The sequence below is a fragment of the Pseudooceanicola sp. genome (assembly GCF_029213205.1).
Lineage (GTDB): Bacteria > Pseudomonadota > Alphaproteobacteria > Rhodobacterales > Rhodobacteraceae > Pseudooceanicola.
Map to the genome: position 1 here is coordinate 1 of NZ_JARGNH010000010.1, position 24,864 is coordinate 24,864.

Annotated in this window: 18 protein-coding genes and 1 tRNA gene; 12 read left to right on the plus strand and 7 right to left on the minus strand. The window is 63.9% G+C overall.

Annotated features, from left to right (window positions below; translation table 11 throughout):
• Nucleotides 1-252, plus strand: a 252-nt coding sequence (locus P1U48_RS09550) for a hypothetical protein (protein WP_301068750.1), incomplete at its 5' end; no start/stop codon positions are given.
• A gap of 243 nt (nt 253-495) precedes the next feature.
• Here P1U48_RS09550 and P1U48_RS09555 read toward each other — a convergent pair.
• Entirely contained in the window at nt 496-3,717 is a 3,222-nt protein-coding gene (locus tag P1U48_RS09555; RefSeq protein WP_301068751.1) for an efflux RND transporter permease subunit, read from the minus strand.
• Nucleotides 3,710-4,690 (minus strand): efflux RND transporter periplasmic adaptor subunit, encoded by a 981-nt coding sequence (locus tag P1U48_RS09560; protein WP_301068752.1) that lies wholly within the window; start codon nt 4,688-4,690, stop codon nt 3,710-3,712. Before P1U48_RS09560 ends, P1U48_RS09555 begins: the two co-directional genes overlap by 8 nt.
• A gap of 833 nt (nt 4,691-5,523) precedes the next feature.
• Between P1U48_RS09560 and mutL the strand changes: the two genes are divergently transcribed.
• On the plus strand, nt 5,524-7,371 hold the full coding sequence (gene mutL / locus P1U48_RS09565; RefSeq protein WP_301068753.1) for a DNA mismatch repair endonuclease MutL: 1,848 nt from the start codon (nt 5,524-5,526) through the stop codon (nt 7,369-7,371).
• Entirely contained in the window at nt 7,368-8,597 is a 1,230-nt protein-coding gene (gene rmuC / locus P1U48_RS09570; RefSeq protein ID WP_301068754.1) for a DNA recombination protein RmuC, read from the plus strand. Before mutL ends, rmuC begins: the two co-directional genes overlap by 4 nt.
• 107 nt (nt 8,598-8,704) lie before the next feature.
• Here rmuC and P1U48_RS09575 read toward each other — a convergent pair whose 3' ends face one another.
• Both P1U48_RS09575 and P1U48_RS09580 read right to left on the minus strand, forming a co-directional pair.
• Complete coding sequence (locus P1U48_RS09575; RefSeq protein WP_301068755.1) at nt 8,705-9,490, minus strand: SseB family protein; 786 nt, start codon at nt 9,488-9,490, stop codon at nt 8,705-8,707.
• Nucleotides 9,487-10,092, minus strand: a complete 606-nt coding sequence (locus P1U48_RS09580; RefSeq protein ID WP_301068756.1) for a uracil-DNA glycosylase family protein — start codon at nt 10,090-10,092, stop codon at nt 9,487-9,489. Before P1U48_RS09580 ends, P1U48_RS09575 begins: the two co-directional genes overlap by 4 nt.
• Before the next feature lie 301 nt (nt 10,093-10,393).
• Here P1U48_RS09580 and P1U48_RS09585 point away from each other — a divergent pair, with 301 nt between their 5' ends.
• The 6 genes from P1U48_RS09585 to P1U48_RS09610 all read left to right on the plus strand — a co-directional run bounded on the left by P1U48_RS09585 (nt 10,394) and on the right by P1U48_RS09610 (nt 18,407).
• Nucleotides 10,394-11,641 (plus strand): Na+/H+ antiporter NhaA, encoded by a 1,248-nt coding sequence (locus tag P1U48_RS09585; protein WP_301068757.1) that lies wholly within the window; start codon nt 10,394-10,396, stop codon nt 11,639-11,641.
• A gap of 319 nt (nt 11,642-11,960) precedes the next feature.
• Nucleotides 11,961-12,620 (plus strand): ATP-binding cassette domain-containing protein, encoded by a 660-nt coding sequence (locus P1U48_RS09590; RefSeq protein ID WP_301068758.1) that lies wholly within the window; start codon nt 11,961-11,963, stop codon nt 12,618-12,620.
• Nucleotides 12,598-14,637, plus strand: coding sequence for a capsule biosynthesis protein (locus tag P1U48_RS09595; RefSeq protein ID WP_301068759.1), 2,040 nt, complete (start codon nt 12,598-12,600; stop codon nt 14,635-14,637). The genes P1U48_RS09590 and P1U48_RS09595 overlap by 23 nt, the downstream gene beginning before the upstream one ends.
• Nucleotide 14,638: 1 nt before the next feature.
• Nucleotides 14,639-15,472, plus strand: a complete 834-nt coding sequence (gene kdsA, locus P1U48_RS09600; RefSeq protein ID WP_301068760.1) for a 3-deoxy-8-phosphooctulonate synthase — start codon at nt 14,639-14,641, stop codon at nt 15,470-15,472.
• A gap of 25 nt (nt 15,473-15,497) precedes the next feature.
• The gene (locus tag P1U48_RS09605; RefSeq protein ID WP_301068761.1) at nt 15,498-16,994 is read left to right on the plus strand and encodes a phosphomannomutase/phosphoglucomutase; all 1,497 of its coding nucleotides are present in this window, start codon (nt 15,498-15,500) and stop codon (nt 16,992-16,994) included.
• A gap of 159 nt (nt 16,995-17,153) precedes the next feature.
• A complete protein-coding gene (locus P1U48_RS09610; protein ID WP_301068762.1) occupies nt 17,154-18,407 on the plus strand; it encodes a DNA polymerase IV in 1,254 nt (417 codons plus the stop codon).
• 94 nt (nt 18,408-18,501) lie between these two features.
• Here P1U48_RS09610 and P1U48_RS09615 read toward each other — a convergent pair whose 3' ends face one another.
• Nucleotides 18,502-19,365 (minus strand): N-formylglutamate amidohydrolase, encoded by an 864-nt coding sequence (locus tag P1U48_RS09615; protein WP_301068763.1) that lies wholly within the window; start codon nt 19,363-19,365, stop codon nt 18,502-18,504.
• Nucleotides 19,366-19,509: 144 nt separating this feature from the next.
• Between P1U48_RS09615 and P1U48_RS09620 the strand changes: the two genes are divergently transcribed.
• The 3 genes from P1U48_RS09620 (at nt 19,510) to P1U48_RS09630 (ending at nt 21,796) form a co-directional block, all read left to right on the plus strand.
• Nucleotides 19,510-19,584 (plus strand) — tRNA-Val (locus tag P1U48_RS09620).
• A gap of 72 nt (nt 19,585-19,656) precedes the next feature.
• Complete coding sequence (gene ykgO / locus P1U48_RS09625; protein WP_005850168.1) at nt 19,657-19,782, plus strand: type B 50S ribosomal protein L36; 126 nt, start codon at nt 19,657-19,659, stop codon at nt 19,780-19,782.
• A gap of 160 nt (nt 19,783-19,942) precedes the next feature.
• Complete coding sequence (locus P1U48_RS09630) at nt 19,943-21,796, plus strand: alpha/beta fold hydrolase (protein ID WP_301068764.1); 1,854 nt, start codon at nt 19,943-19,945, stop codon at nt 21,794-21,796.
• Here the strand turns inward: P1U48_RS09630 and P1U48_RS09635 are convergent.
• Together P1U48_RS09635 and P1U48_RS09640 are read right to left on the minus strand one after the other, a co-directional pair.
• On the minus strand, nt 21,793-23,571 hold the full coding sequence (locus P1U48_RS09635) for a peptidoglycan-binding protein (RefSeq protein WP_301068765.1): 1,779 nt from the start codon (nt 23,569-23,571) through the stop codon (nt 21,793-21,795). The two genes, P1U48_RS09630 and P1U48_RS09635, sit on opposite strands and share 4 nt — an antisense overlap.
• A 37-nt stretch (nt 23,572-23,608) precedes the next feature.
• A complete protein-coding gene (locus P1U48_RS09640; protein WP_301068766.1) occupies nt 23,609-24,829 on the minus strand; it encodes a phenylacetate--CoA ligase family protein in 1,221 nt (406 codons plus the stop codon).
• Nucleotides 24,830-24,864: the final 35 nt, after the last annotated feature.

Genomic DNA, 24,864 nt, shown 5'->3' on the forward strand with positions numbered 1-24,864 from the left:
ACCTTGGCGAGAAAATTCTACTTATGCAGCCCCCTACTTTCGGGGGGGATTACCGGGATAACGCCAGAGGTCCAGGTCGAGACCCGGCGGCCGGGCCTGAACGAAGCGGACACGCGCCGCAAGAAAGATAACCTGAACCGGCACGCCGTCAGGCAGAAACCCGGTTTTGGCATCGCTCAACGGATCCTCAAGCCAGCGCAGGATATGGCCCATCTTTTCCGCCAATCCGGTGAGAGGCGCGCTGCCGGTTGATCATGAGGCCGAGAACCATCGGCTGTACCGCGAGTTGGCAGGAATGGGGATGTTGCTCAGGAACAGGTCGCCCAAGCGGCAGGTGAAGGCGAAGCTGCGAGTCTGACTGTCGTTGATATCTTCTTCCGAAACGGCTCTGTGCTGGATGCACGGTTCAGCCATCGTGGCGAGGTCGCGGACGCTGGCAAGAGTGTTGCGAAGGGTGGCCGGGTTGAACGCCCGGCCAGCCAACGCGCTGTGGTATCAGGTCTTCAGCACCCGGTAGATCGCCGGGATCACCAGCACGGTTAACAGCGTTGAAGACAACAGACCGAACAGGAGCGAAATCGCCAGCCCTTGAAAAATCGGATCAGACAAGATCACCACCGCCCCGATCATGGCCGCGATCGCCGTCAGAAGAATGGGTTTGAAACGGATCGCCCCGGCCTCGATCAGGATTTCGACCGGGGACTTGCCCGTCGGATCCGCATGACGGATGAAATCGACCAGCAGGATCGAGTTGCGCACGATGATCCCGGCCAGGGCGATGAACCCGATCATCGAGGTGGCCGAAAACGGGGCGCCAAACAGCCAGTGACCGGCGATAATCCCCAGGAAGGTCAGCGGGATAGGCGTCAGGATCACCAAAGGCAGCCGGAACGATCCAAATTGCGCAACGACAAGGATGTAAATGGCCAGGAGCGCCACGGCGAAAGCCGCCCCCATGTCGCGGAACGTGACATAGGTCACCTCCCACTCCCCGTCCCACAAGAGCGTGGTCACGGATTCATCTTCGGGTTGGCCGTAAAGGCTGATCACCGGTTTGCTGCCCGGCGCCCAGTCCATCTCGTCCAGCGCCTGCCCCACGGCAATCATGCCGTAAAGCGGCGCCTCGAACGCCCCGGCCATCTCGGCCGTCACCATTTCCGCGTCACGTCCGTTATGGCGGAACACCGGGAAAGAGGCGTGTTCCCCAGTCACGCGAATCACGTCGCCCAATTCGACGACACCGCGCGCACCGGGCAGGACATTTGCGGGGATCGGCGTCGACAGAAACCGCTCGTCCAGCACCTTGTCACCCTTGTCACGCGCAATGCGGATGGGGATTGGCTGACGGCCGTCGGCACGATGCGAATACCCGACCGTACGCCCGCCGTTCAGGATCGAAAGCGTGTCGAACACATCGCCTTCCTCGACGCTGAAGAACTCCAGGTCGTCGGTGCTGATCGTGGCCCGCAACCGCCGCGGTTGGGTGCCGAAACTGTCATCGACATCGACCACGAAGGGGACAGATTCAAACGCCGCGCGCACCTTCCTGGCCGCCGCCCGTCGGGTGTCGGCATCGGGGCCGTAGATCTCGGCCAGCAGGGTGGCCATCACCGGCGGGCCGGGCGGAGGCTCGACCGTTTTCAGGTTGGTTCCATCGGGCAGCGACAAGGTGGCCAACCGATCACGGATATCCAGCGCGATGTCATGGCTGGGCCGATCGCGGTCGGCCTTGGGCGACAGGGTGATCTGCACCTCGCCCAAATTGGGTGCGGCGCGCAGATAAGAGTGCCGCACCAACCCGTTGAAATTGAAGGGGGCCGAGGTTCCGGCATGGGTCTGGACCGAGACCACCTCGGGCAGTTCCAAAACCGCGCGCGCCACGTCCTGCGCCACGCGATCGGTTGCCTCAAGCGACGTGCCTTCGGCCAGATCAATGACCACAGACAGTTCTGATTTATTGTCAAAGGGCAGTAATTTGACCGTCACATCCTGGGTGTAGAACAGGCCGAGCGAACCAAAGGACAAGGCCACCGTGACCAGCAGGAACACCAGGCTGCGGGTCTTGCTGGCCAGCAGGGGCCGGGCCACCCGGCCGTAGATCCGACCCAGAGTACCACCGGGATGGCCACCATAGGTATCGTCATGGCCATGCTCGGCCATCGGCGCGCGGCCTGCCACCTTCAACATCAGCCAGGGCGTGATGATGACGGCGACAAAGAACGAAAAGATCATCGCCGCACTGGCGTTCGCGGGGATCGGGCTCATGTAGGGGCCCATCAGGCCCGACACGAACAGCATCGGCAACAGGGCGGCCACGACGGTCAGGGTGGCCACGATGGTCGGGTTGCCAACCTCGGCCACGGCCTCGACCGCGCCAGCCATCCGGCTGCGGCCATCCTTCATTCCCCAATGCCTGGCGATGTTCTCGATCACCACGATCGCGTCATCGACCAGGATACCAATCGAAAAAATCAATGCGAACAGCGACACGCGGTTGAGCGTGTAGCCCATGATCCAGGCCGAAAAGAGCGTCAGAAGGATCGTCACCGGAATCACCACCGCCACCACGATCGCTTCGCGCCAGCCGATGGCAAGCCACACGAGCGCCACGATGGACAGGGTGGCAAGGCCGAGGTGGAACAACAGCTCATTGGCCTTTTCGTTCGCGGTCTCGCCGTAGTCGCGGGTGACGGTGACACCGACTGTTTCGGGGATCAGGCTGCCTTCCAATGCCTCAACCCGGTGCAGGATGGCCTCGGCCACGATCACCGCATTGGCCCCGGCGCGTTTGGCCACCGCCAGTGTCACGGCCGGTGCGCGGTGCACCGTGCCATCCTTTGCGCGGCTCACATTGGCGACGATCACATCGGCGCTGTCGGAGACAAAGCTGACCTCCGCCACATCGGCCACATAGACAGGGCGTCCATCCCGTGTGGTCAGCAGCAGGTTCGCGATTTGCGCCGGCGCCACCAGCGTTTCACCCACCACCAGATCGATCTGATCGCCACCATCACGCAGCTTGCCGGTGTTTTCCGACCGATTGGCGTTGGCCACCTTCGCCGCCAGTTGCTGCAAGGTGACACCGTATAGCGCCAGGCGCTCGGGGTCTGGGGCGATACGGATCAGTTCGGGCACTTCGCCGACCAGATAAGTCAGACCGACATCCTTGACCTTGGCCACATTGGTGCGCAATTCACGGGCGATGCGGGTCAAGTCATTTGCGCTGATCTCTTCAACACCCGGTTTGGGAGCCAGAGTCACCGATACAATCGCGACGTCATCAATGCCGCGCCCAACAATCCATGGCTCGGGTATGCCAACGGGAATGCGGTCCATGTTGGCGCGGATTTTATCATGCACCCGCAGCACCGCCGCATCGGCCGAGGTGCCGACCTTGAAGCGCACTGTCACCATTGCGTAATCGTCATTGGTCGACGAGTAGACATGTTCCACGCTTGGGATGCCTTTGACGATCCCTTCCAGCGGTTCTGTCACCAGCTTGACCGCATCTTCGGCCCGCAGGCCCGGCGCTTGGACATGGATGTCAACCAGAGGGACCGAGATCTGCGGTTCTTCCTCGCGCGGCAGGGATTTCAGAGCCACGAGCCCAACCGCCAGCGCCGCCAGAATGAACAAGGGCGTCAGGGATGATGCGATGAATGCGCGTGTCAAACGCCCGGCAATGCCGAGTCCGACAGGTTCGAGATTTTCAGTCATGCGCGTTGACTACGCGATCACCGACCTCAAGGCCGGACAGAATTTCAATCATCACAACGCCATCACGTGTCTGGTGCTGACCGAGAACGACAGTGCGCAGAACCGGCCCGTCGGGGTCTGCAACCTCAACAAAATCCAGGCCAGTGCGGGTGATAACGGCGGTCTCTGGCACCATCAGCGCGGTGCGGGTATCGACCGGAAGGCGGACCAGAACCCGTGCATCGATAAAGTCTTCTGGCAGGTCCGGCACCTCCACATCCGCAATCATCCGACCGTTCTCGATCAGCGGATAGATCCGCGCCAATGTGCCCTGCGACGGCCCTGCGGTGGTTTCAATCTCGATCGCCGCCCCTTCCCGCAAGAAAGCGGCATGACGTTCTGGCACCGCGATGCGCAGAAAAATCCCGCCGCCGCCAATCGTGGCCACGGCCTCGCCGGGCAAGACCACAGCACCGGCTGCCGCTGGCACGGACAGAACCCGACCCGCGATCGGGGCCAATACCGCGCCCTCACGGGCCTGCTGTTCCACCACCTTGCGTTCGGCACCAATCGCCGCGATCTGCCCCGTCAGCACGTCAACCTGGGTGCGCAGCGCATCCAGTCTCTGCGCCGTGGTCACGCCGCGCGCCAGCAGATCCTCGCCGCGCTGCAGTTCGTTCTTGGCATTGTCCAGCTGTGCTGTCAGCGCCTGCACCTGCGCGTCAATGGACGCCAGCTGAAAGTTGATCTTGGCATCGACGACCTGTGCGATGGCTTGTCCCGCCGTCACCACGTCGCCCTCATTGACGTCGAGCGACACAAGGGTCCCGCCCAATCTGGCGCGGGCTGGAATGCGACTGCGCGTCTCAATCCGACCATAGACGGCTTTCCACTCCGTCACGGACACCGCGGCCAGTGGCAGTTCTTCGGCAAGTGGCGCGAGTGGCAAGGACACTGCCAAGGCAACCATGGAAAATAGGAGTCGCACGAACATTCCACCTCGTGAGTTTGGGACAAGTGCCATCTCAAGCCTGTAAAGGCCGTATTGAATGGGTCAGAACGCAACGCAGATTCTAACACCAGCCATTTGAAATGCCAACGATCAGCCCCACTTGAGTGGTCCAGATTGAATGTTAGGGCATGACCTGCCTGATATGCGACCCAAAGCGCCCTGCACACAACAGCCCCTGCTCGAAGTGGTCCCATCTTTTCGGACAGGTTTGCAGCGTTTCTAAGGTGTATCGGGCCTAGATGTTCAGTCCCGGCAATTGGTGACCCGGGAGTTTAGCAGGTTGCTGAACGAGCCCTGCCTCGACAGGGCTTTGAGAACATGATTGGAGGTCATCCTTGCCTGGGCTGATCTGGACGTCGCTCTGGGGATTCCTGCTGGCCACAGTCTTGCACCTTCCACTGTCAGAAGCTGCTGAGCGGATCGGCAAGATGAAGAGAACTCACAAGTTCAGAGAAGTATACAAGATCTTTCGCCCAATCGAAGCCGCAACTTCAATCGCAGCTTTCATCAAAAAGATATATGAGGATCAATCGTTTTATCGGAACAGGATTGCCCATTCGAAGTGTGTAGGTTTCCGGACCACAGCACCTGAGTACATTGTTTTTACGGTGTTTGAGAGACACACAGATGAGTCGATGGTAGCTGACGCGATCTCAATTTCTACTTTTGATTCCGTTTCGAAGTGGGCGCGAAGTTTTTCGAAGTTGTCGTTACAATTGGCTGACCGTTTCGAGGCGGAGTTAGGGGTTAAGCCCCGTTGAGGCGTTCTTGACTTCCAGTTCCCGAATCACGCCACCCATGCTAGGTCTAGTGGAATGAACAGTCAGACTCGCTATATAAGCCCAGATCAGCCGGTGATCCGCCAGCTGGACGAGGCCGCAATCAACCGGATCGCGGCCGGTGAGGTGGTGGAACGCCCGGCCTCGGCGGTCAAGGAGCTGGTGGAAAACGCCCTCGACGCCGGGGCGCGGCGAATCGCCGTGACCATCGCCGATGGCGGCAAGACCCTGATCCGGGTCAGCGATGACGGCTGTGGCATCGCCGCCGAGGATCTGCCGCTGGCGCTGGCCCGGCACGCGACCTCGAAAATCGACGGATCGGATCTGCTCGACATCCACACTTTCGGGTTTCGCGGTGAGGCGCTGCCGTCGCTCGGTGCGGTCGGCCGCCTCAGGATCACCTCACGGGTGGCGGGCGGCACGGCGGCGGAAATCACCGTCTCCGGCGGACGCATGTCCGAAATCCGACCAGCCGCGCTCAGCGCTGGCACGTCTGTCGAACTGCGCGATCTGTTCTTTGCCACCCCTGCCCGACTGAAGTTCCTGCGCAGTGACCGCGCCGAAAGCCAGGCCGTCACCGATATGATCCGGCGTCTGGCGATGGCCGAACCCTTTGTCAGCTTTGCCCTGAAGCACCGCCAGGGCGAGGAAGAGCGCGAGGTGTTTCGCGCCGATGCCGAGCAGGGCGAGCTGTTTGACGCGCTGGCCAACCGGCTGGCCAGTGTTCTGGGGCGTGAGTTCATCGCCAATGCGATCCCGATCGACGCCGAACGCGACGGGCTGCAGATGACCGGCTTTGCCGCCCTGCCGACCTATTCGCGCGGCGCGGCGGTGGCACAATACCTGTTCGTCAATGGTCGCCCGGTGCGGGATCGGGCCCTGAGCGGGGCGTTGCGCGCCGCCTATACCGACCTGCTCAGCCGCGACCGGCATCCGGCGGCGGCGCTGTTCATTGATTGCGATCCGCATCTGGTCGATGTGAACGTCCACCCCGCCAAGACCGAGGTGCGGTTCCGCGACCCCGGCACCGCGCGCGGGCTGATCGTGTCGGGGCTGCGCCATGCGCTGGCCGAAAACGGCCACCGCGCCGCGAGCACGGTGGCGGGCGCAACGCTGGGTGCCTTCCGGGCGGAACCCACCGGTCCACGCGTCTACCAGATGGACCGGGCCGCGCAGCCAGCAATGACCCGCGGCTATCCCACCCAACCGGCGGGCTGGTCCGAACCGGCGGCGGGGTTCACACCTTTCGATCATGCCCCGACGGCGCGGGTCGAAGATCTGATCGACGCCCCCCCGGCCGAGGCGCATCCGCTGGGTGCCGCGCGGGCGCAGGTGCATGAGAATTACATCATCGCCCAGACCGAAACCGGCATGGTGATCGTCGATCAACATGCGGCGCATGAACGGCTGGTCTATGAGCGGCTGAAACGCCAGATGGCGGAAAACGGCGTCACGGCGCAGGCCCTGCTGATCCCCGAGATCGTCGAATTGTCCCCCGGCGATCGGGCGCTGCTCCTCGACCACGCCGAGGCGCTGGCGCAGTTCGGTCTGGGCATCGAAGCCTTTGGCGGCAATGCCGTTGCGGTGCGCGAAACCCCGGCCGAACTGGGTGAGGTCAACGCCGAGGCCATGCTGCGCGACATTCTGGACGAGCTCGGCGATGCCGGGGACAGCGATCTGGTGCAGAGCCGGCTGGACGCGATCCTGTCGCGAATCGCCTGTCATGGCTCGATCCGCTCCGGACGGCGGATGCGCGGCGACGAGATGAACGCGCTGCTGCGCGAGATGGAAGCGACGCCGCATTCCGGCCAATGCAACCACGGCCGCCCAACCTATGTCGAGCTGAAGCTGGCAGATATCGAGAGGCTGTTCGGACGCACATGATTCAGATTGGCGAGCAGAGCTATGCGTTCAACGATCCCATTGTCCTTGCCGTTCTGATCGGCGCGGCGGCCTTCCTGCTGATCTGCCTGTTGCTGGTGCTGGCGATCCGCGCCTCGCGCAAGGCCGCCGATCCGCTGATCTATCAGCTCGATCACCTGGGCCGCACCGTGGACGGGTTGTTTCGCGGGCAGGAGCAACTGGCCGGCGGGCTGACCAGCGTCTCGAATGCGCAATCCAGCGGTCAGGCCCAGGTGCTCACCGCGATGGAGACAAGGCTGGCGGCGGTACAGCGCGAGCTGAACGACCGACTGCATGAGAATGCGATGAAATCCGCCCGCTCGCTGACCGAGATGCAGGACAAGATGAACGCGCAACTGCGCGGCGGCTCTGAGCAGACCACCAAATCGCTGACCCAGCTGCAGGAGCGGCTGATGGTCATCGACAAGGCCCAGGACAATATCACCAAATTGTCCGGCGATGTGTTGAGCCTGCAGGACATCCTGTCGAACAAGCAGACGCGCGGCGCCTTTGGCGAGATCCAGTTGAACGACATTGTCGGCAAGGCGCTGCCCTCGGACAGCTATGCGTTGCAGGCGACGCTGAGCAACGGCAAACGCGCCGATTGCCTGGTGCATCTGCCGAACCCGCCGGGGCCGATCGTGATCGACGCGAAATTCCCGCTTGAAGCTTATGAGGCGCTGCGCGGTGCCGACAAGGGGCCAGAGCTGCAGCGGGCGGCACAATTGTTCCGCGCCTCGGTCAAGACACATATTCGCGCGATTTCAGAGCGTTACATTATCGAGGGCGAGACTGCCGACGGCGCGATCATGTTCCTGCCCTCAGAGGCGGTCTATGCCGAGCTGCATTCGAATTTCGGCGATGTGGTGCGGGCAGGGTTTGATGCACGGGTCTGGATCGTGTCGCCGACCACCTGCATGGCGACGCTGAACACGATGCGCGCCATCCTCAAGGATGCGCGGATGCGAGAACAGGCCGGGGCGATCCGCAATACCCTGAAACTGCTGCACCGCGATGTCGAGCTGGTGTCGGAGCGGGTGGGAAAACTGCAGACCCATTTCGGCCAGGCCCGGGCCGATCTGGACGGCATCGGCACCGCCGCCGAACGGGCCGGAAAGCGGGCCGCGCGGCTGGACAATTTCGATTTCGAGGAATTGGCGCCAGAGGAAACCGCAGCGGCGATGGTCGGGCTGACAGAGGTCAAATAGCCCCCACAGGTCGCGGATCAGTGGCGGGCGATGCGCGCGGGGGCGCTGCCCCCGTCGCCCGATGGGCGGCTCCCCCGAGATTGTTTTAGCCAGAAGAAGCGGTGGGATCAGCGCAGGATCGGCGGTTTGTCCGGATCCGAACCAGGGGCGGCGCGCTCGGGCTTTTGCGGCTCGTCTTTGGGCAGATCGATGCGCAACCCGCTGCGCGCGAGGCTGGCCGCCATTGTGTCGGACCCGGCGAAAAAGGCCACATCCATTTCGCCCTGATCGACCCCGGAAAAGATCAGCGCCTCGCCCGCCGCCTTGGCCAGCGCGGATTCGGCGCCGGGCCGGGCGTCGATGAAGGCCAGCATATGGCCACGGCGCCCGGAATCGGTCTCGGTGCCGACCAGATAGGCGATTTCGGCCATGCCGCCGGACAGGGCGAGTTTCACATCCAGCCCTTCGAGCAACGCATCCGGCAACCCGGCGGGGCGGTGAAAGGCCTTGATCCGACTTTCCACCTGCTCGGGCGCATGACCGAGAGTTTCGACCAGCCAGGCGACCGCATCGGCGGGCAGCAGGATCGAGGAGGGCGCGACGTCGAGGTTCAGACCAAGGCCGAGGCCCTGCCCGGCCAGCATCTGCGCAATCACCCGCCCGGACAGCGCCGCATAGGGCACCTCGCGCCCGGCAAATCCGGCCAGCCGCGCCTCGCTGTCAAAGGCCAGGATATAGCTGGCGTCGGTCAGTTCGAACACCTCGGGGGCGAGCCGGTCATCGCGCGCCTCGGCGGTGAGCAGCACGAACAATTCATTGTCGGCCAGCCGCTCATAGAACCGCAGCCGGGCGCTGTCGTCGCCCGGCGCGTCCATCATCGCGGCATGGGCACGGTCCAACGGGGTTTCGATCATTGCAATGCCTCCTGCACCCGCCGGCGCAACACCGGCACCAGTTCGGTCTCGAACCATGGGTTTTTCTTCAACCACCCGGTATTGCGCCAGGACGGATGAGGCAAGGGGATGGTGCCCGGCAGATGGCGGCGCCAGTCGCGCAAAACCGCGCTGACCGGGGCGCGGCGGCCCAGATGCCAGCTCTGGGCATGACCGCCGACCAGCAGCCGCAACCGCAGGTCGTTGAACCCGGCCATCACCGCGGAATGCCAACTGCGGGCGCATATCGGCGGCGGCGGCAGGTCGGCGCCCTTGCCGTCATAACCAGGAAAGCAGAACGCCATCGGCACCACCGCAATCCGGCTGAGGTCATAGAAGGTGTCACGGTCCAGCCCCATCCAGTCGCGCAGCCGATCGCCAGAGCGGTCGTCGAACGGGCGCCCGCTTTCATGCACCCGCAGCCCCGGCGCCTGACCGGCGATCAGCAGCCGCGCACCGGGCCGGAACCAGACCACCGGACGCGGCGCATGGGCGGTCGCGGTGCTGGCGAAGCGGTCGGCGCAGATCCGGCACTGGCGGATGCGCGCGCTGAGGTTGTCACTGGGACGGTCGACCTGGGGCATATCCGTTCTCTATCCAAGGCTCATTCGCCCTGAGGGCCATCGAGCGAACATCAGAGATTGTGTTAAATCGGGACGGATTTGGCAACGGCCAGGCGCAACGCTTGGTCCGGGATGCCGCCAAGACGACCGGGCCGAAATGCCGGACCTGGGTTTGCCAATCATGCCATCAGAGCCCGAGCCAGACCTCGGAGAATGACCGCAATCGCTGCCGCAAAAAAGTTGAAAGCGGAGCCATTCCCCAACGGTTGTGCGGCCCTGTGAAATCGCCTAGGTCTCAGCCAAACAACAAGGATGGGGCCCAATGTATCGCGTTTGGAATTTTCTGACCAACTATTCGCTTTTGCTGATCATTGGTGCGGTGCTGGCGCTTTTCTGGGCCAATACCAATCCGGACAGCTACCACCATTTTGTCGATTTCGTGATCTGGGATCATGCCCCGATCGGCCATCTGCATGACGGCCATCGGACGCTGACCCTGCATTATCTGATCAACGATGTGCTGATGGCGCTGTTCTTTGCGATTGCCGCCAAGGAAGTCTGGGAAGCGGTGATCCTGAAGGAGGGATCGCTGCGTGGCAAGAAGGCGGCGACACCGCTGTTTGCCACGCTCGGCGGCATGCTGGGACCGATCGTAGTCTATCTGGGCATGGCTTATTTCCTCTGGAACGACACGTTTTCGCAGGTGGCCAATGGCTGGGCGATTCCGACCGCGACCGATATCGCGTTTTCCTATCTGGTCGGGCGGATGGTGTTTGGTGCCGGTCACCCGGCGGTGCGGTTCCTGCTGCTGCTGGCGATTGCCGATGACGCGGCGGGGCTGATCATTCTGGCGATCTTCTATCCCAGCGGCGATCTGGCGCCGGTCTGGCTGCTGCTGTCGCTGGGCGCGGCGCTGGCGGTCTTTGGCCTGTTCAACTGGTTGCCGCGGCGGCTGGACCGGGGCAATCAGGACCGGCCAAATTCGACCTGGATGCGTGAAAAGCTGGGGTTCTGGCCCTATGTGGTTGCTGGCTGCATCAGCTGGTATGGCTTTCAGCAAAGCGGCATTCACCCGGCTTTGGGCCTGTTGCCGATCGTTCCGACAATCCCGCATGCCGACCGCGCCTTTGGCATCTTCAGCGAGGCCGAGCAATATCTGACCGACATTCTGAACACGCTTGAACATGCGCTGAAACATCCGGTTGAAATCGTGCTGTTCTTTTTCGGGCTGCTGAATGCCGGGGTGGTGTTCTCTTCGATCGGCGAGCCGACCTGGCTGGTTCTTGGCGGTCTGGTCATCGGCAAACCTATGGGGATCTTGCTGTTCGGGATTATCGGCGCGCATGTGCTGCGGCTGGGCCTGCCGGCCGGGATGCGGACGATCGACCTGCTGGTCGTCGGCTGTGTTGCGGCGATCGGGTTTACCGTGTCGCTGTTCGTCGCCTCGGTCGCCTTTGACGCCGGGCCGGTGCAGGACGCTGCCAAGATGGGCGCGCTGCTCAGCTTTGGTGCCGCGATCATTTCCCTGATCGTCGGTACGCTGACCCGGGTGCAAAAAGTGCGCGGCTGACCGCACCCGGAACTCAGGTGAACACAGTTGCAAAAGGGGCCGGAAATCCGGCCCCTTTCTGCATTTGCCTGCCCCAATCCAGAACATTGGGCCCAGCGACAGGCGGCTGCGGCGTGGAACTGGCCCGGATTGTTGCCATGACGGCACTTGTCACGTGACCCAGGCCGGTTTGAGCACGATTAATATGGCCTTGGTCACATTTTCGCCCTGAAATCTTGGCATGACTTGACCGAATGGCGCATAATGGCCCCTAAGTGGCTAAAGCCAGTTTAACAAAACTCCGCAAAGGAGTGGCCGAGAGCAGAACCCGGAGCGCCCAATGCTCGAATTCGAGAACGTCAGCAAGTCCTTCTGGACGGGCAGTCATCGCAAGATCATCCTCGACCGGGTGAGCTTTCGGGTTGAGCGTGGCCGCAACCTGGGGATTCTGGCGCCGAACGGCACTGGCAAGACGACGCTGATCAACATGATGGCCGGGCTGGAAAAACCCGACGAAGGCGTGGTGCGCCGCAATGCCAAGATCTCGTTCCCGCTGGGTTTCATGGGCGGGGTGGTCAGCCGCCACTCGGCCTTTGAGAACAGCCGCTATATCGCCCGGCTCTACGGGCTGGACCCGGATTATGTCGAAGCCTTCTGTCGCTGGCTGTGCAATCTGGGTGAATATTTCGACCAGCCGCTGGGCACCTATTCCTCTGGCATGCGGGCGCGATTCAGTTTCGCCCTGATGCTGGCGCTGGATTTCGATATGTATCTGATCGACGAGGGCATGCCCAATTCGACCGACGTGGAATTCAACAAGAAGGCGGGGGACATCCTGCGTGACCGGCTGACCCGGACGACGACCGTGATCGTGTCGCATCAGCCGCGGATACTGGAAGCCTTTGCCAATCAGGCTGCCGTTCTGATGGACGGTAAGCTACATATGTTCGACTCTCTGGAAGAAGCGAAACAGCTCTATGACTACGAAACCCAAAGCTAGAAAGTTTCGCATCCGCCGTGCCGCGCCCGCCACCCCGAGCGATGCGGCAGGATCGGCGCCTGCCGCAGGTGCCAAGCCGGTGCGCCCAGTTGCGCCCGTAGCCCCGGCTGCGGCCTCATCTGCGGCCACATCGCGGCCCGCAGTGGCGCGGTCGGCCGAAACGTCACCACCACAGCCTGCGCGCCCGCCGCGCCCCGCTGCCCAGCCGGGCGCTGCCAGCTCAACCGCCGCCAGACCGGCAGTTGGTGCGGTTCCGGTCGATGGCGATGGTCTGAATTTCCCGCGCCCCAGCCGGAGCGCGGCCGAGGCGGCCGAAGCGTCGAACGCCGCCGGTCTGGCCGGTGTCACCCAGCGCCGCGCCGCCGATCTTGCCCGCCGTCAGGCCGAGGCCGAGGCAGCGCTGCGCAGCGCGGTGCCGCCCACCCGACCGACACCACCACAACCCGGCCCGGCTGCCGAAACCCCGGTACCGCAGCAACCGCAAGCCGCGCAACCACAGCCGCCGCGACCCGACCATGACCCGATAGCCGAAACCGGAGTCGTCGCAGCTCGCGAGGGCGAAATTGCCAGCCCCCGCGAGGTGCGCGCCGATCTCGATATCGACTCGATCCGCAAAGAGGGGCTGACCGGTCGTCAGCTGCGCATGGCACGGCGCGTGGCGCAGAAACACGGGCTGGCCCCGACCTCGGATTTCGATGCGGTGCGCCAGCTGCGCAGCCGTGGCATCGACCCGTTCGAACGCTCGAACATGCTGCAGCTGGTGGTGCCGGACTCCACCGGTTCCGATCCTTCGGGCCGGGTGCAATTGCCGCAGACCGTGCCAGTTGGCGCGCCGGGCAACCTGCCCTCGACCGAGCTGCGACCGGCGGATCGCCGGGCCACCGAAATCAGCAAGTTGCAGCAGGATCTGGCGCTGCGCCGCCGCCGCCGCATGTTCCTGATGTTCACCCGGCTGTTCTTTTTCGTTTTTGCTCCGACAATCCTGGCCGGTTGGTATTTCTATGTGGTGGCCACGCCGATGTATGCCGCCAAGTCCGAATTCCTGATCCTGCAGGCCGACAGCCAGGGCGGCGGCGGATTGGGCGGGCTGCTGTCCGGCACCCAGTTTGCCACCAACCAGGACAGCATCGCAGTGCAGAGCTATCTGCAATCCAAGGATGCGATGCTGCGACTGGACCGCGATGTCGGCTTCAAAAGCCATTTCACCCAGCCCTGGATCGATCCGATCCAGCGGCTCGACGAGAATCCGTCGAACGAAGAGGCCTACAAGATCTTCAAACGCAACGTGAAGATCGGCTATGACCCGACCGAAGGCGTGATCCGCATGGAAATCGCCGCCGCCGACCCCGCCGTCGCGGCGCAATTCAGCGAAAGCCTGATCACCTATGCCGAACAACGGGTCGATGACCTGTCGCGGCGCAAGCGTGAGGACGGCATGCGCACTGCCCGCGAAAGCCTGGAAAAGGCCAAGGCCGAGCGGCGCGAAGCTCAGGAGCGGCTGGTGCAACTGCAAGAAGGCACCATCGTGGACCCAGAGGGGATCATTGCCGGGCTCAGGGCGCAGATCAACAATGTCGAATTGCAACTGCAAGAGAAAGATCTGCAATTGTCGGCCCTTCTCGACAATGCCCGCCCCAATCAGGCGCGGGTGCAGGGCGCACAGGGCGATGTCGACCGGCTGCAAACGCTGCTCGACGACCTGAACCGGCGGATGACCAACGCCACCAGCGGCGAAACCTCGCTGGCGGCCAAGGCGGCGCAGATCCAGATGGCCCAGGCCGACCTCGCCACCGCCGATCTGTTCCTGCAATCGGCGCTGCAGAACGAGAAACAGACCGAACTTGAAGCCAACCGCCAGGTCCGTTACCTGACCACCTCGGTGCGGCCGGTGCCACCCGAGGATCCGACCTATCCGCGCGCGTTTGAAAATACGGTTCTGGCGTTCCTGATCTTTTCCGGGGTCTACCTGATGATCAGCCTCACCGCCTCGATCCTGAGGGAGCAGGTCTCTGCCTGACATGGCGACAGTTGAAATCGGCAATCTGGCGGTCGGCAACGATCGCCCGCTGACCGTGATCGCCGGGCCCTGCCAATTGGAAAGCGCCGAGCACGCGCAGATGATTGCCGGCCGGATGGCCGAGATCTGTGCCGCGCATGGCGCCGGGTTCATCTTCAAGGCCAGCTATGACAAGGCCAACCGCACCTCGGTCACCGGTCAGCGGGGCCTTGGCATCGACAAGGGGCTGGCGGTGCTGGCTGGGGTCAAGGCCGCCTTTGGCGTGCCGGTTCTGACCGATGTGCATGCGCCCGATCACTGCGCCCCGGTGGCGGCGGTGGTCGATGTGCTGCAAATCCCGGCGTTCCTGTGCCGTCAGACCGATCTGCTGCTGGCAGCGGGCGAGACCGGAGCGGCGGTGAATGTGAAAAAGGGCCAGTTCCTGGCGCCCTGGGACATGCCCAATGTCATCGCCAAGATCGAAAGCACCGGCAACCGGCGTATCCTGCTGACCGAACGCGGCACCAGCTTTGGCTATAACACCCTGATCACCGACATGCGCAGCCTGCCGCAGATGGCGCAGAGCGGCTATCCGGTGGTGATGGACGCCACCCATTCGGTGCAACAGCCCGGCGGGCTCGGCGGCTCATCCGGCGGCCAGCGCGAATTCGCGCCGGTGATGGCACGGGCGGCGGTCAGCCTCGGGATTGCGGCGGTGTTCATCGAAACCCATCAGGATCCGGACCGCGCGCCGTCGGACGGCGCCAATATGATCCGGCTAGACGATATGGGCCGGCTGATCGAAGGGCTGATGCGCTTTGATCGGTTGGCCAAGACCGACCCGATCCGCCTCTGACACATTGCGAACGAAGGACCAGACAGTGACAAAACCGATTTCCAAGGTGACCCCCAACACCTGGTCCTTCCTGCGTGATGCGATGATAACCCCGACCGGGTTCCGCGAATATGACGCCCGCTGGAAATACCCGGACGAGATCAACCTGCCCGGGATGACGGCGCTGGGGCTTGGCATCGGCACCCAGATGCTGCGCCACGGGCTGGAGCCGGTGATCGCGGTCGGCAACGACTACCGGGATTATTCGCTGACCATCAAGAACGCGCTGATCCTCGGGCTGATCCAGGCCGGAATCCGGGTCAAGGATATCGGCCCGGCGATCACCCCGATGACCTATTTCAGCGCCTTTCACCTGGGCGTGCCTGCGGTGGCGATGGTCACCGCCTCGCACAACCCGAACGGCTGGACCGGGGTCAAGATGGGCTTTGCCATGCCGCTGACCCATGGCCCGGACGAGATGGGCGAATTGAAAGAGATCGTGCTGGAGGGCAAGGGCGTGACCCGCGACGGCGGTGGCTATGACTTCGTCGATGGCGTCTGGGACGCCTATATGGACGATCTGGTTGGTGATTTCCGCATGACCCGCAAGCTCAAGGTGGTCTGCGCCACCGGCAATGGCACCGCCGCCGCCTATGCGCCGATGCTGTTCGAACGGCTGGGGGTCGAGGTGGTCGAAAGCCACAATGAGCTCGACTACACCTTTCCGCATTACAATCCGAACCCGGAAGCGATGGAGATGTTGCACGATATGGCCGCCAGCGTGCGGGCCTCGGGCGCCGATTTCGCGCTGGGGTTCGATGGCGACGGCGACCGCTGCGGCGTCGTCGATGACGAGGGTGAAGAGATCTTTGCCGACAAGGTCGGGGTGATCATGGCCCGCGACCTGATCAAGCTCTATCCCGGATCGACCTTTGTGGCGGATGTAAAATCCACCGGGCTGTTTGCCAGTGACCCCGACCTGATCGCCGGCGGCGCCAAGGCCGATTACTGGAAAACCGGGCACAGCCATATGAAACGCCGGGTGCATGACCTGGGCGCATTGGCGGGGTTCGAGAAATCCGGGCACTACTTCCTCGCCGCGCCGATTGGCCGGGGCTATGACGACGGCATGCGGGTGGCGGTCGAGATCTGCAAGCTGATGGACCGCAATCCCGATATGAAGATGTCGGACCTGCGCCGTGCCCTGCCCAAGACCTGGGCGACCCCTACGATGTCGCCCTATGCGGCGGATACCGAGAAATACGATATTCTTGAGCGGCTGGTGGCCAAGCTGGTGGCGCGGGCCGAGGCCGGAGAGACCTTTGCCGGTCGTCCGATCAAGGAAGTCGTGACGGTGAATGGCGCCCGGGTGATCCTGGACAATGGCTCCTGGGGACTGGTGCGGGCCTCGTCGAACACGCCGAACCTGGTGGTGGTCTGCGAAAGCTCGGAGAGCGAGGCGGAATTGCGCGCGATCTTTAAAGAGATCGACGATGTGATCCGCACCGAGCCGGGCGTCGGGGATTATGACCAGACATTCTGATGCGGCACAGCCAGCCTGGACAGAAGGTGATGGGCGCGGCGCTGCCTGATCGGTGACTGCCGCGTCGTCTCGCCCGCTCATGGCCCGCCTGAGATCCGTCTGTCCTGCCCCCGTCGCGCGGTGTAGACTGACCTCAGCACAGCCGTCAGCGACCACACCATGCCCGCCCTATGCCGCGATTGCCTGACCGGGTTCGACACCGGCCCGCGTTGCCCCGCCTGCCAGTCGCGGCGGGTCATTCTGCATGACGAGCTGAACCGCCTGACCATCGCCCATATGGATTGCGACGCGTTTTACGCCAGCGTCGAAAAGCGCGACAATCCGACGCTTGCCGACAAGCCGGTGATCATCGGCGGCGGCAAGCGGGGCGTGGTGTCGACCGCCTGCTATGTTGCCCGGATTCGCGGCGTCCGCTCGGCGATGCCGATGTTTCAGGCGCTGAAACTCTGCCCCGAGGCGGTGGTGATCAAGCCACGGATGGCGGCCTATGTCGAAGCCTCGAAAGCGATCCGCGCGATGATGGAGGAAATGACCCCGGCGATCGAGCCGCTGTCGCTGGACGAGGCCTTCCTCGACCTCACCGGGACCGAACGCCTGCATGGCCACCCGCCCGCCTATATGCTGGCGCGGCTGGTGAAGCGGATGCGCGCCGAACTGGGGCTGACCGGCTCGATCGGCCTCAGCCATAACAAGTTTCTGGCCAAGGTCGCCTCGGATCTCGACAAACCGCACGGGTTTTCGGTCATCGGCCTGGCCGAGACGGCGGATTTCCTGCGTGACAAGCCGGTGCGGCTGATCTGGGGCGTCGGGGGGGCCACCCAGGCGGCGCTGGACAAGGCCGGGATCCGCAGCTTTAGCGACCTGCTGCGTTGGGATCGCACCGATCTGCAGGCCCGCTTTGGCAGCATGGGTGACCGGCTCTGGCATCTGGCGAGGGGTCAGGACCGGCGCCGGGTGTCGCGCGACGCGCCGATCAAATCGATTTCGAACGAAACCACGTTTTTTGAGGACACCGGCAATCTTGACCTGCTCGACGGCCATCTCTGGCGGCTCGGCGAAAAGGTGTCGGACCGGGCCAAGGCGCGCGGGTTGGCCGGGCGGGTAGTGACGCTCAAGCTCAAACGCGCCGATTTTCGCACCATCACCCGGCGGATATCGCTGCATGACCCGACCCAGCTGGCCGATACCATCTATCGCCGCGCCCGGGGCCTGTTCGACGCGGTGGCGGATGAGGCGCCGTTCCGGTTGATCGGCGTCGGGATTTCCGACCTGGTGCCCGAAGGCGACGCCGACCGCTCTGGCGATCTGCTCGACCCCGATGCGACGAAACGCAGCCAGGCCGAACGTGCCGCCGACAAGATTCGGCGGAAATTCGGCAGCGAGGCGATCATCAAGGGCCGGGCGCTGCGCTGATCCGGAACTGAAACCAAAGGCACCCGCATGGGTGCCGACCCGTTGCTTCTGGCGCGCCCGGCCCAGCCGAATAGCCCAGCAGCTGAAGGCCGCTTTATTCCGCCGCCAGCGGTAGATCCTTTTTGCGGCCAATCTCGGACAGGTCGCAGATGACCGAGCGCAGCAGCCGCTGGAAGGCGCCGAAATTGGCATTCGGCTGCACCCGGCGTTCGTCCATGTAGATCGCCCGGTCAATCTCGACCTGCACCGCGTGTTGCTGGCGCGACGGGCGGCCATAATGCTGGGTGACATAGGCCCCGGCAAAGGGCGCGTTGCGGATCACATGCAGACCGGCGGCGGCAAAAGCCGCCTCGATCCGGTCCACCACCGCCGCCTCGGCCGAAGCGCCAAAGCGGTCACCGATCACCACATCGGGACGTTTCGCCCCGATCCGGGCGATGCAATCCACCGCCTCATGCGGCATCGAATGGCAATCGATCAGGATCGCCTCGCCAAAGCGGCGCTGGGTCCGGTCCAACTGCGCCTGCAGTGCGTCATGATAGGGTCGCCAGCAGGCGTCTATGCGCCGCTGTGCCTCGGCCATCGGGATCTTGCCGCGATAGATCGCCCGACCGTTCGACACCACCCGTGGAATCACCCCAAGGCCCGAAGAGATGCGCGGGTTATGGGTGGCCCGGCGCACCCCCTCGACCAGGGCGGGATCAAGCTCATCCGCGCTACGGTTGAGGTCGACAAAGGCGCGCGGCACGCTGGCCGCGATCAGCGGCGCACCAAAGTCGAGCGCTGCCATGAACAGGTCATCGACAAAGGCATCTTCGGAGGAGCGCACCTGAAACCCGTCCAGCACGCTGGCGCGCAAAAAGTCGCGCGGATAGTCCCGGCCGCTGTGCGGCGAGGCAAAGACCACGCTGGTGGTCTGCAGTTGCGGTGCGAACAAACGGTATGGACGACTGGCCATGGCGCCTCCCTTGCCGGGATGATAGCGTTTTTCTGAGCTGCCAAAAGCCCTTGATCCTGCATTCGACTCCTTTTATAGACCTCCAGACCGGCGCGGAATAATCCCGCGCCCCTTTTATTGGGGCTGGGGCCGTGCAGGTAAGATGGGTGATTAGCTCAGCGGTAGAGCACTTCGTTGACATCGAAGGGGTCACTGGTTCGATCCCAGTATCGCCCACCATGAATTCATCGGTTTCCTCAGGGAAGCCACCCGCAACCGGCGCTTGTGCGCCACGACCTGAGAGGGCCGACCATGAAGGTTCGCAACTCCCTTCGCTCACTCAAGAACCGTCACCGGGATTGCCGCGTCGTGCGCCGTAAGGGCCGCGTCTACGTGATCAACAAGACACAGCGCCGGTTCAAAGCGCGTCAGGGCTGATAAGCCCCTGACGCTGCCGTGACCGAAAGGCCGCCCTTGGGCGGCTTTTTCGCGTTTCGGGATGGCACGGGCCGGCCCACAGCATGACCTGGATCATTCTGCGACGCAGCGAACTGCTGTAGACTGGTGCGGACTCGCCCTCGCACAGCGGATTCGCCCGATGCCCAAAACCAAGACACCCCGTAAATCCGACACCGGCGCGGTGAAACCCGCGCAGCTGCCGGTGCCAGCCCCCCGCGTCGAGCCAGAGGTGGCCGCCGCGGTGACGCCACCTGCCCGGCCGGAGCCCGCCTATCCGCGTGCCGGATTGGACCGGCGCTGGCGCGCCGCGATGGCGCGGGCCACCGGCGGCGTGTCAGCCACTGCCACCATCGAGGCCTGGAGCGACTGGATGCTGCATCTGGCCAGCGCCCCCGGACGTCAGGCCGATCTGGCCGAACGGGCCATGTCCAACAGCGCCGCCGTCTGGACCTGGGCCATGAAGGGCATGGCCGGAGGCAAGCTGCCGCAACCGGCACCGTTCCAGCCAGCATCCTATGACCATCGGTTCAGCCATCCCGATTGGGCCAAGCTGCCCTTCGCGCTGTGGCAGCAGAGCTTTCTTGCCACCCAGGACTGGTGGAACCAGACCAACACCGACATCCCCGGCCAACAAACGCACAGCGCCGACCGGATGCGGTTCCTGCTGCGCCAGCTGCTCGACAGTGTTGCCCCCTCGAACATGGCCATGCTGAACCCGGAAATCCTGGAAACCAGCCGCGCCCGGGGCGGCGCCAATTTCGCCGAAGGGGCGCGGCATTGGGTCGAGGATGTGCAGCGGCTGATCACCCAGACCCCGAAACCGCTGCCCGAGGGCTTTGCGATTGGCCAGGATATCGCCTGCACCAAGGGCCAGGTGGTGTTTCGCAACGACCTGATCGAGCTGATCCAATATGCGCCGCAGACCGATAAAGTGCGCGCCGAGCCGGTGCTGATCGTGCCAGCCTGGATCATGAAATATTACATCCTCGACCTCAGCCCGCAGAATTCGATGATCAACTACCTCGTCGGTCAGGGCTTTACCGTCTACGCGATCTCCTGGTGCAATCCGGGCGCCGATCAGGCCGAGTTGACGCTTGAGGATTATCGCAAGCGCGGCGTGATGGCGGCACTGGACGTGATCTCGGCGATCCAGCCGGGGCAAAAGATCCACGCCAGCGGCTATTGCCTGGGCGGCACCATGCTGGCGATTGCCGCCGCGACGATGGCCCGAGACGGTGATGCCCGGCTTGCCACGATCACCCTGATGGCAGCGCAGACGGATTTCACCGAAGCCGGTGAATTGCTTCTGTTCCTTGACGAAAGCCAAGTGTCCTATCTTGAGGATCTGATGTTCGATCAGGGCTATCTGGCGAAGCCACAGATGGCCGGGACCTTTGCCGCGATCCGGGCCGAAGATCTGATCTGGACCCGGGCGGTGCGCCGCTATCTCCTCGGGCTGGAGGAGGAGGCGACCGATATCGGCGTCTGGAACGCCGATGTCACCCGGATGCCGGCACGGATGCATTCACAATATCTGCGCAGCCTGTTCCTGGAAAATCGGTTGAGCGCCGGACGCTTTGCCGTCGAAGGCCGGGTGATCTCGCTCGGTGACATCACCGTTCCGATGTTCGTGGTGGCCACCGAAAGCGATCACATCGCGCCATGGAAGTCGGTCTACAAGCTGAACCTGTTCAGCCATGTCGACACCACCTTTGTGCTGACCAAGGGCGGCCATAATGGCGGCATTGTCAGCGAACCGGGGCATCCGGGCCGACATTACCGCATCGCCACCCGCAAACACGGGGCGCGCTATGTCGATCCCGACAGCTGGTTCGCGCAGCAGGCGCCGCAAGACGGGTCCTGGTGGCCCGAATGGAGCGACTGGCTCAGCCACCTCAGCGGCGCCAGCGTGACACCGCCGCCAGACGGCGCACCCGAGGCCGGATATCCGGCCCTGGAGCCTGCCCCGGGCCGCTATATCTTGCAGACCTAGTGACCGCCGACGATCAGCAACGCCATCGTGTCATTGCCGACATACCCGGTCGTCGGCAATCCGTTGCTGGTCTGGAACTGCCGGATCGCATTGCGGGTCCGGGCATCGAAGACGCCATCCACCGGGCCCGGGTTGAAGCCAAATCCGGTGAGTCGCTGTTCGATCAACAGGCGTGTCACCGGATTGCCCGCGAGTCCCGCCTCTTCGCGCTTGGCCTTCGCGACTTCCCTGCTGTCGCGGGTGTTGCCCTGCAATGCGTCGATGCGGCTGCGCGCCTCATCGGCAAAGCGGCCACGCGGGTAGCGATCGAGGTAGTCCCGATAGGCGGCAACGCTGTCCTGACCGCGGGCCGTTTCCCAGATCCGACGCTCTTCGCGCCCGGCCTCTTCCTGACGGCGATCTTCGATGGCCTGCAACGCCGCCCTTGCCTCATCGGCATAACGGCCACGCGGGTAGCGGTTGAGGAAATCGCGATAGGCGGCCTCAGTGTCGTTGCGCCGTGCGGTTTCCCAGTCGCGGCGTTCTTCGCGGCGGGCCTCTTCGGCGCGGCGGTCATCGATGATCTTCAGCCGCTCGCGGGCGGTGTCGGCAAAGACCCCGCGCGGATAGCGGTTCAGATAGGCCCGCAGCGCAGCCTCGTCCTGGCCCTGGCCAAGGTCGCGCCAATAGGCGCGGTCGGCGCGCTCCACCGCCGCCTGGCGGTCACGCTCCTCTTGCGCCAGCTGCGCCGCCTTGCGGTCGGCAGCGGCCTGGATCGCCGCGACCTGTGGCCGATTCAGATAGCCGGTGGCGGCCTGGCCATTGGCCTCTTGCCAGGCGCTGATCGCGCGCCGTGTGGCCGGGCCGAACAACCCGTCGACGCCCCTTGTGCTATAGCCGATCGCGGTCAGATTGCTCTGGATCACCCGCCGCTGGTCGCGGCTGAGGTTCAGCGCCGCCTCATCGGCCTGGGCCCGGCGTTCCGGTTCCAGCTCGAGATCGGCAATCGCATCGCGCGCCTCGGCAATGAATTTGCCGCTGGGATACCGGTCGATATAGGCCTGATAGGCGTCAACCGTATTCAGATCGCGCACCGCCGACCAATAAGCGATTTCGCCGGTGTCGGTGGTTGTGACGCGCAACAACCCGGCATCGGGCGACAGGTAACCGGTCAGATCGACACCGGTTCCTGCGGCCTCGGCCGCCTCGGCATAGCTGGTGTTCGGGTCAAGGATCGCATCCTGCAACAGCGCCAGCAGCCCGGCGTTCGGACCCTGCACCAGGGTCACCCCCTCGGGCAGCGGCACCGGCGCCGATCCGGCGGTCAGGCCAGCGCCAACCTCGGCCATCTTTTCAGGCCGCGCGACCATCACCACCGCATGCCCCGGCGCGCTCCCCGCGAGGCCGGTTAGCGGCGCCAGTGGCAGCCCCTGCGCCCCGACAGCAAAAAGGTCGGGGCGATCCGCCTCGCGGCCCATCAGCCAGCCCTCGCTGGTGCTGCCTGCCAGATGCCCGGAAAGCACGATAACCAGCCGGTTATCATCATCCGCCTGCGCGGCCACGGAAAACTCTCCGGCCAGCTTGTGCATTTCGGGGCCGGTCAGATCGGCGCCGCGGAACACCTGGAACCCGGCCCGGTCCAGCGCCAGGTCAAAGGCACGTTCGCTGCGCTCGGTGCGCAGATCCGGCGCCCGGTCATAATCGGAATTGACGATCACCAGGGCCAAATCCGCAGCGGCCACCGGTGCGGCGACCAAAGCGGCTAGCGCCGGGCCGAACATGCGTGAAAATCTCATCCGTTCTCCTTCCGACCGCGGGCCGAAGGCGCCGGGCCTAGTCGTAACTGCGCAGATCCTCAATCACCTTGCCGTCGTTGGGCAGGCTGCCTGGCGGCACAATCTCGATCTTGCCTTTCAGCTTCAGCGCATCGACGATCGAGGCTTGGAACTGTGCCCCGTCGCCAGCGCTGGCCGTTTCGATTCGTACGATCATGATATCCATTTCGCCATCACGATCCGCAATCACACGCGCCTTTGATATCTCGTCATGTTTCGCGACCAGCGCCGCCACCTGTTCGGGACGCACGAACATCCCCTTGATCTTGGTGGTTTGATCGGCGCGCCCCATCCAGCCCTTGATCCGCATATTGGTGCGTCCGCAGGGGCTGCTGCCCTCCATCGCCGCGCTGAGATCGCCGGTGGCGAACCGGATCAGCGGGTAATCCGGGTTCAGCGTGGTCACCACGACCTCGCCGACTTCGCCCGGCTGGACCGGGTTGCCGGTGCCCGGGGTGACGATTTCGACGATCACCCCCTCGTCGACGATCAACCCCTCCATTGCCGAGGATTCATAGGCGATGTTGCCCAGATCAGCGGTGGCATAGCTTTGCAGGCAGGCGATGCCGCGATCCGCATATTCCTGGCGCAGCGACGGGAACAGGGCGCCGCCGCCCACCGCGGCGCGGCTGATCTTGAGCGCCAGCCCCATCGCCTCGGCCTTGTCGAGGATCACCTTGAGGTAATCCGGCGTCCCGGCATATGCGGTGACCCCGACATCATGCGCCGCCTGCGCCTGCAGTTCGGTCTGCCCGGTCCCGGCGGGCAGCACCGCCGCACCCACCGCCCGGGCGCCGTTTTCAAAGATCATCCCGGCCGGGGTCAGGTGATAGCCGAAACAGTTCTGCACGATATCGCCCTTGCCGATGCCGCAGGCATGCAGAAACCGGCCCATCCGCCACCAGTCGTGGCCATTGCCGCCCGGCTCATAGATCGGCCCAGGCGATTGGAACACATGGGCAAAGCCGCTGACCGGCAATGTGGTCAGCCCGCCAAAGGGGGCAACGGATTTCTGCGCCGAAACCAGGTCGGATTTGCGCAGCACCGGCAACCTGGCCAGCGCCGCGACCGAGGTGATCGTGTGCGCCTCGACATCGCGCAGCGCGCCATAACCCGGCAGCGATTGTGCCGCTTCGATCTGCATCGGCAGATCCCGGGAAATGGCGGCGGCGCGCTCATCGGCGCTGCGGGTTTCGGCGGTATCAAAATAGGTGCTCATCGCATCCCTCATCGCATAGGGCGCCCATCCGGGGC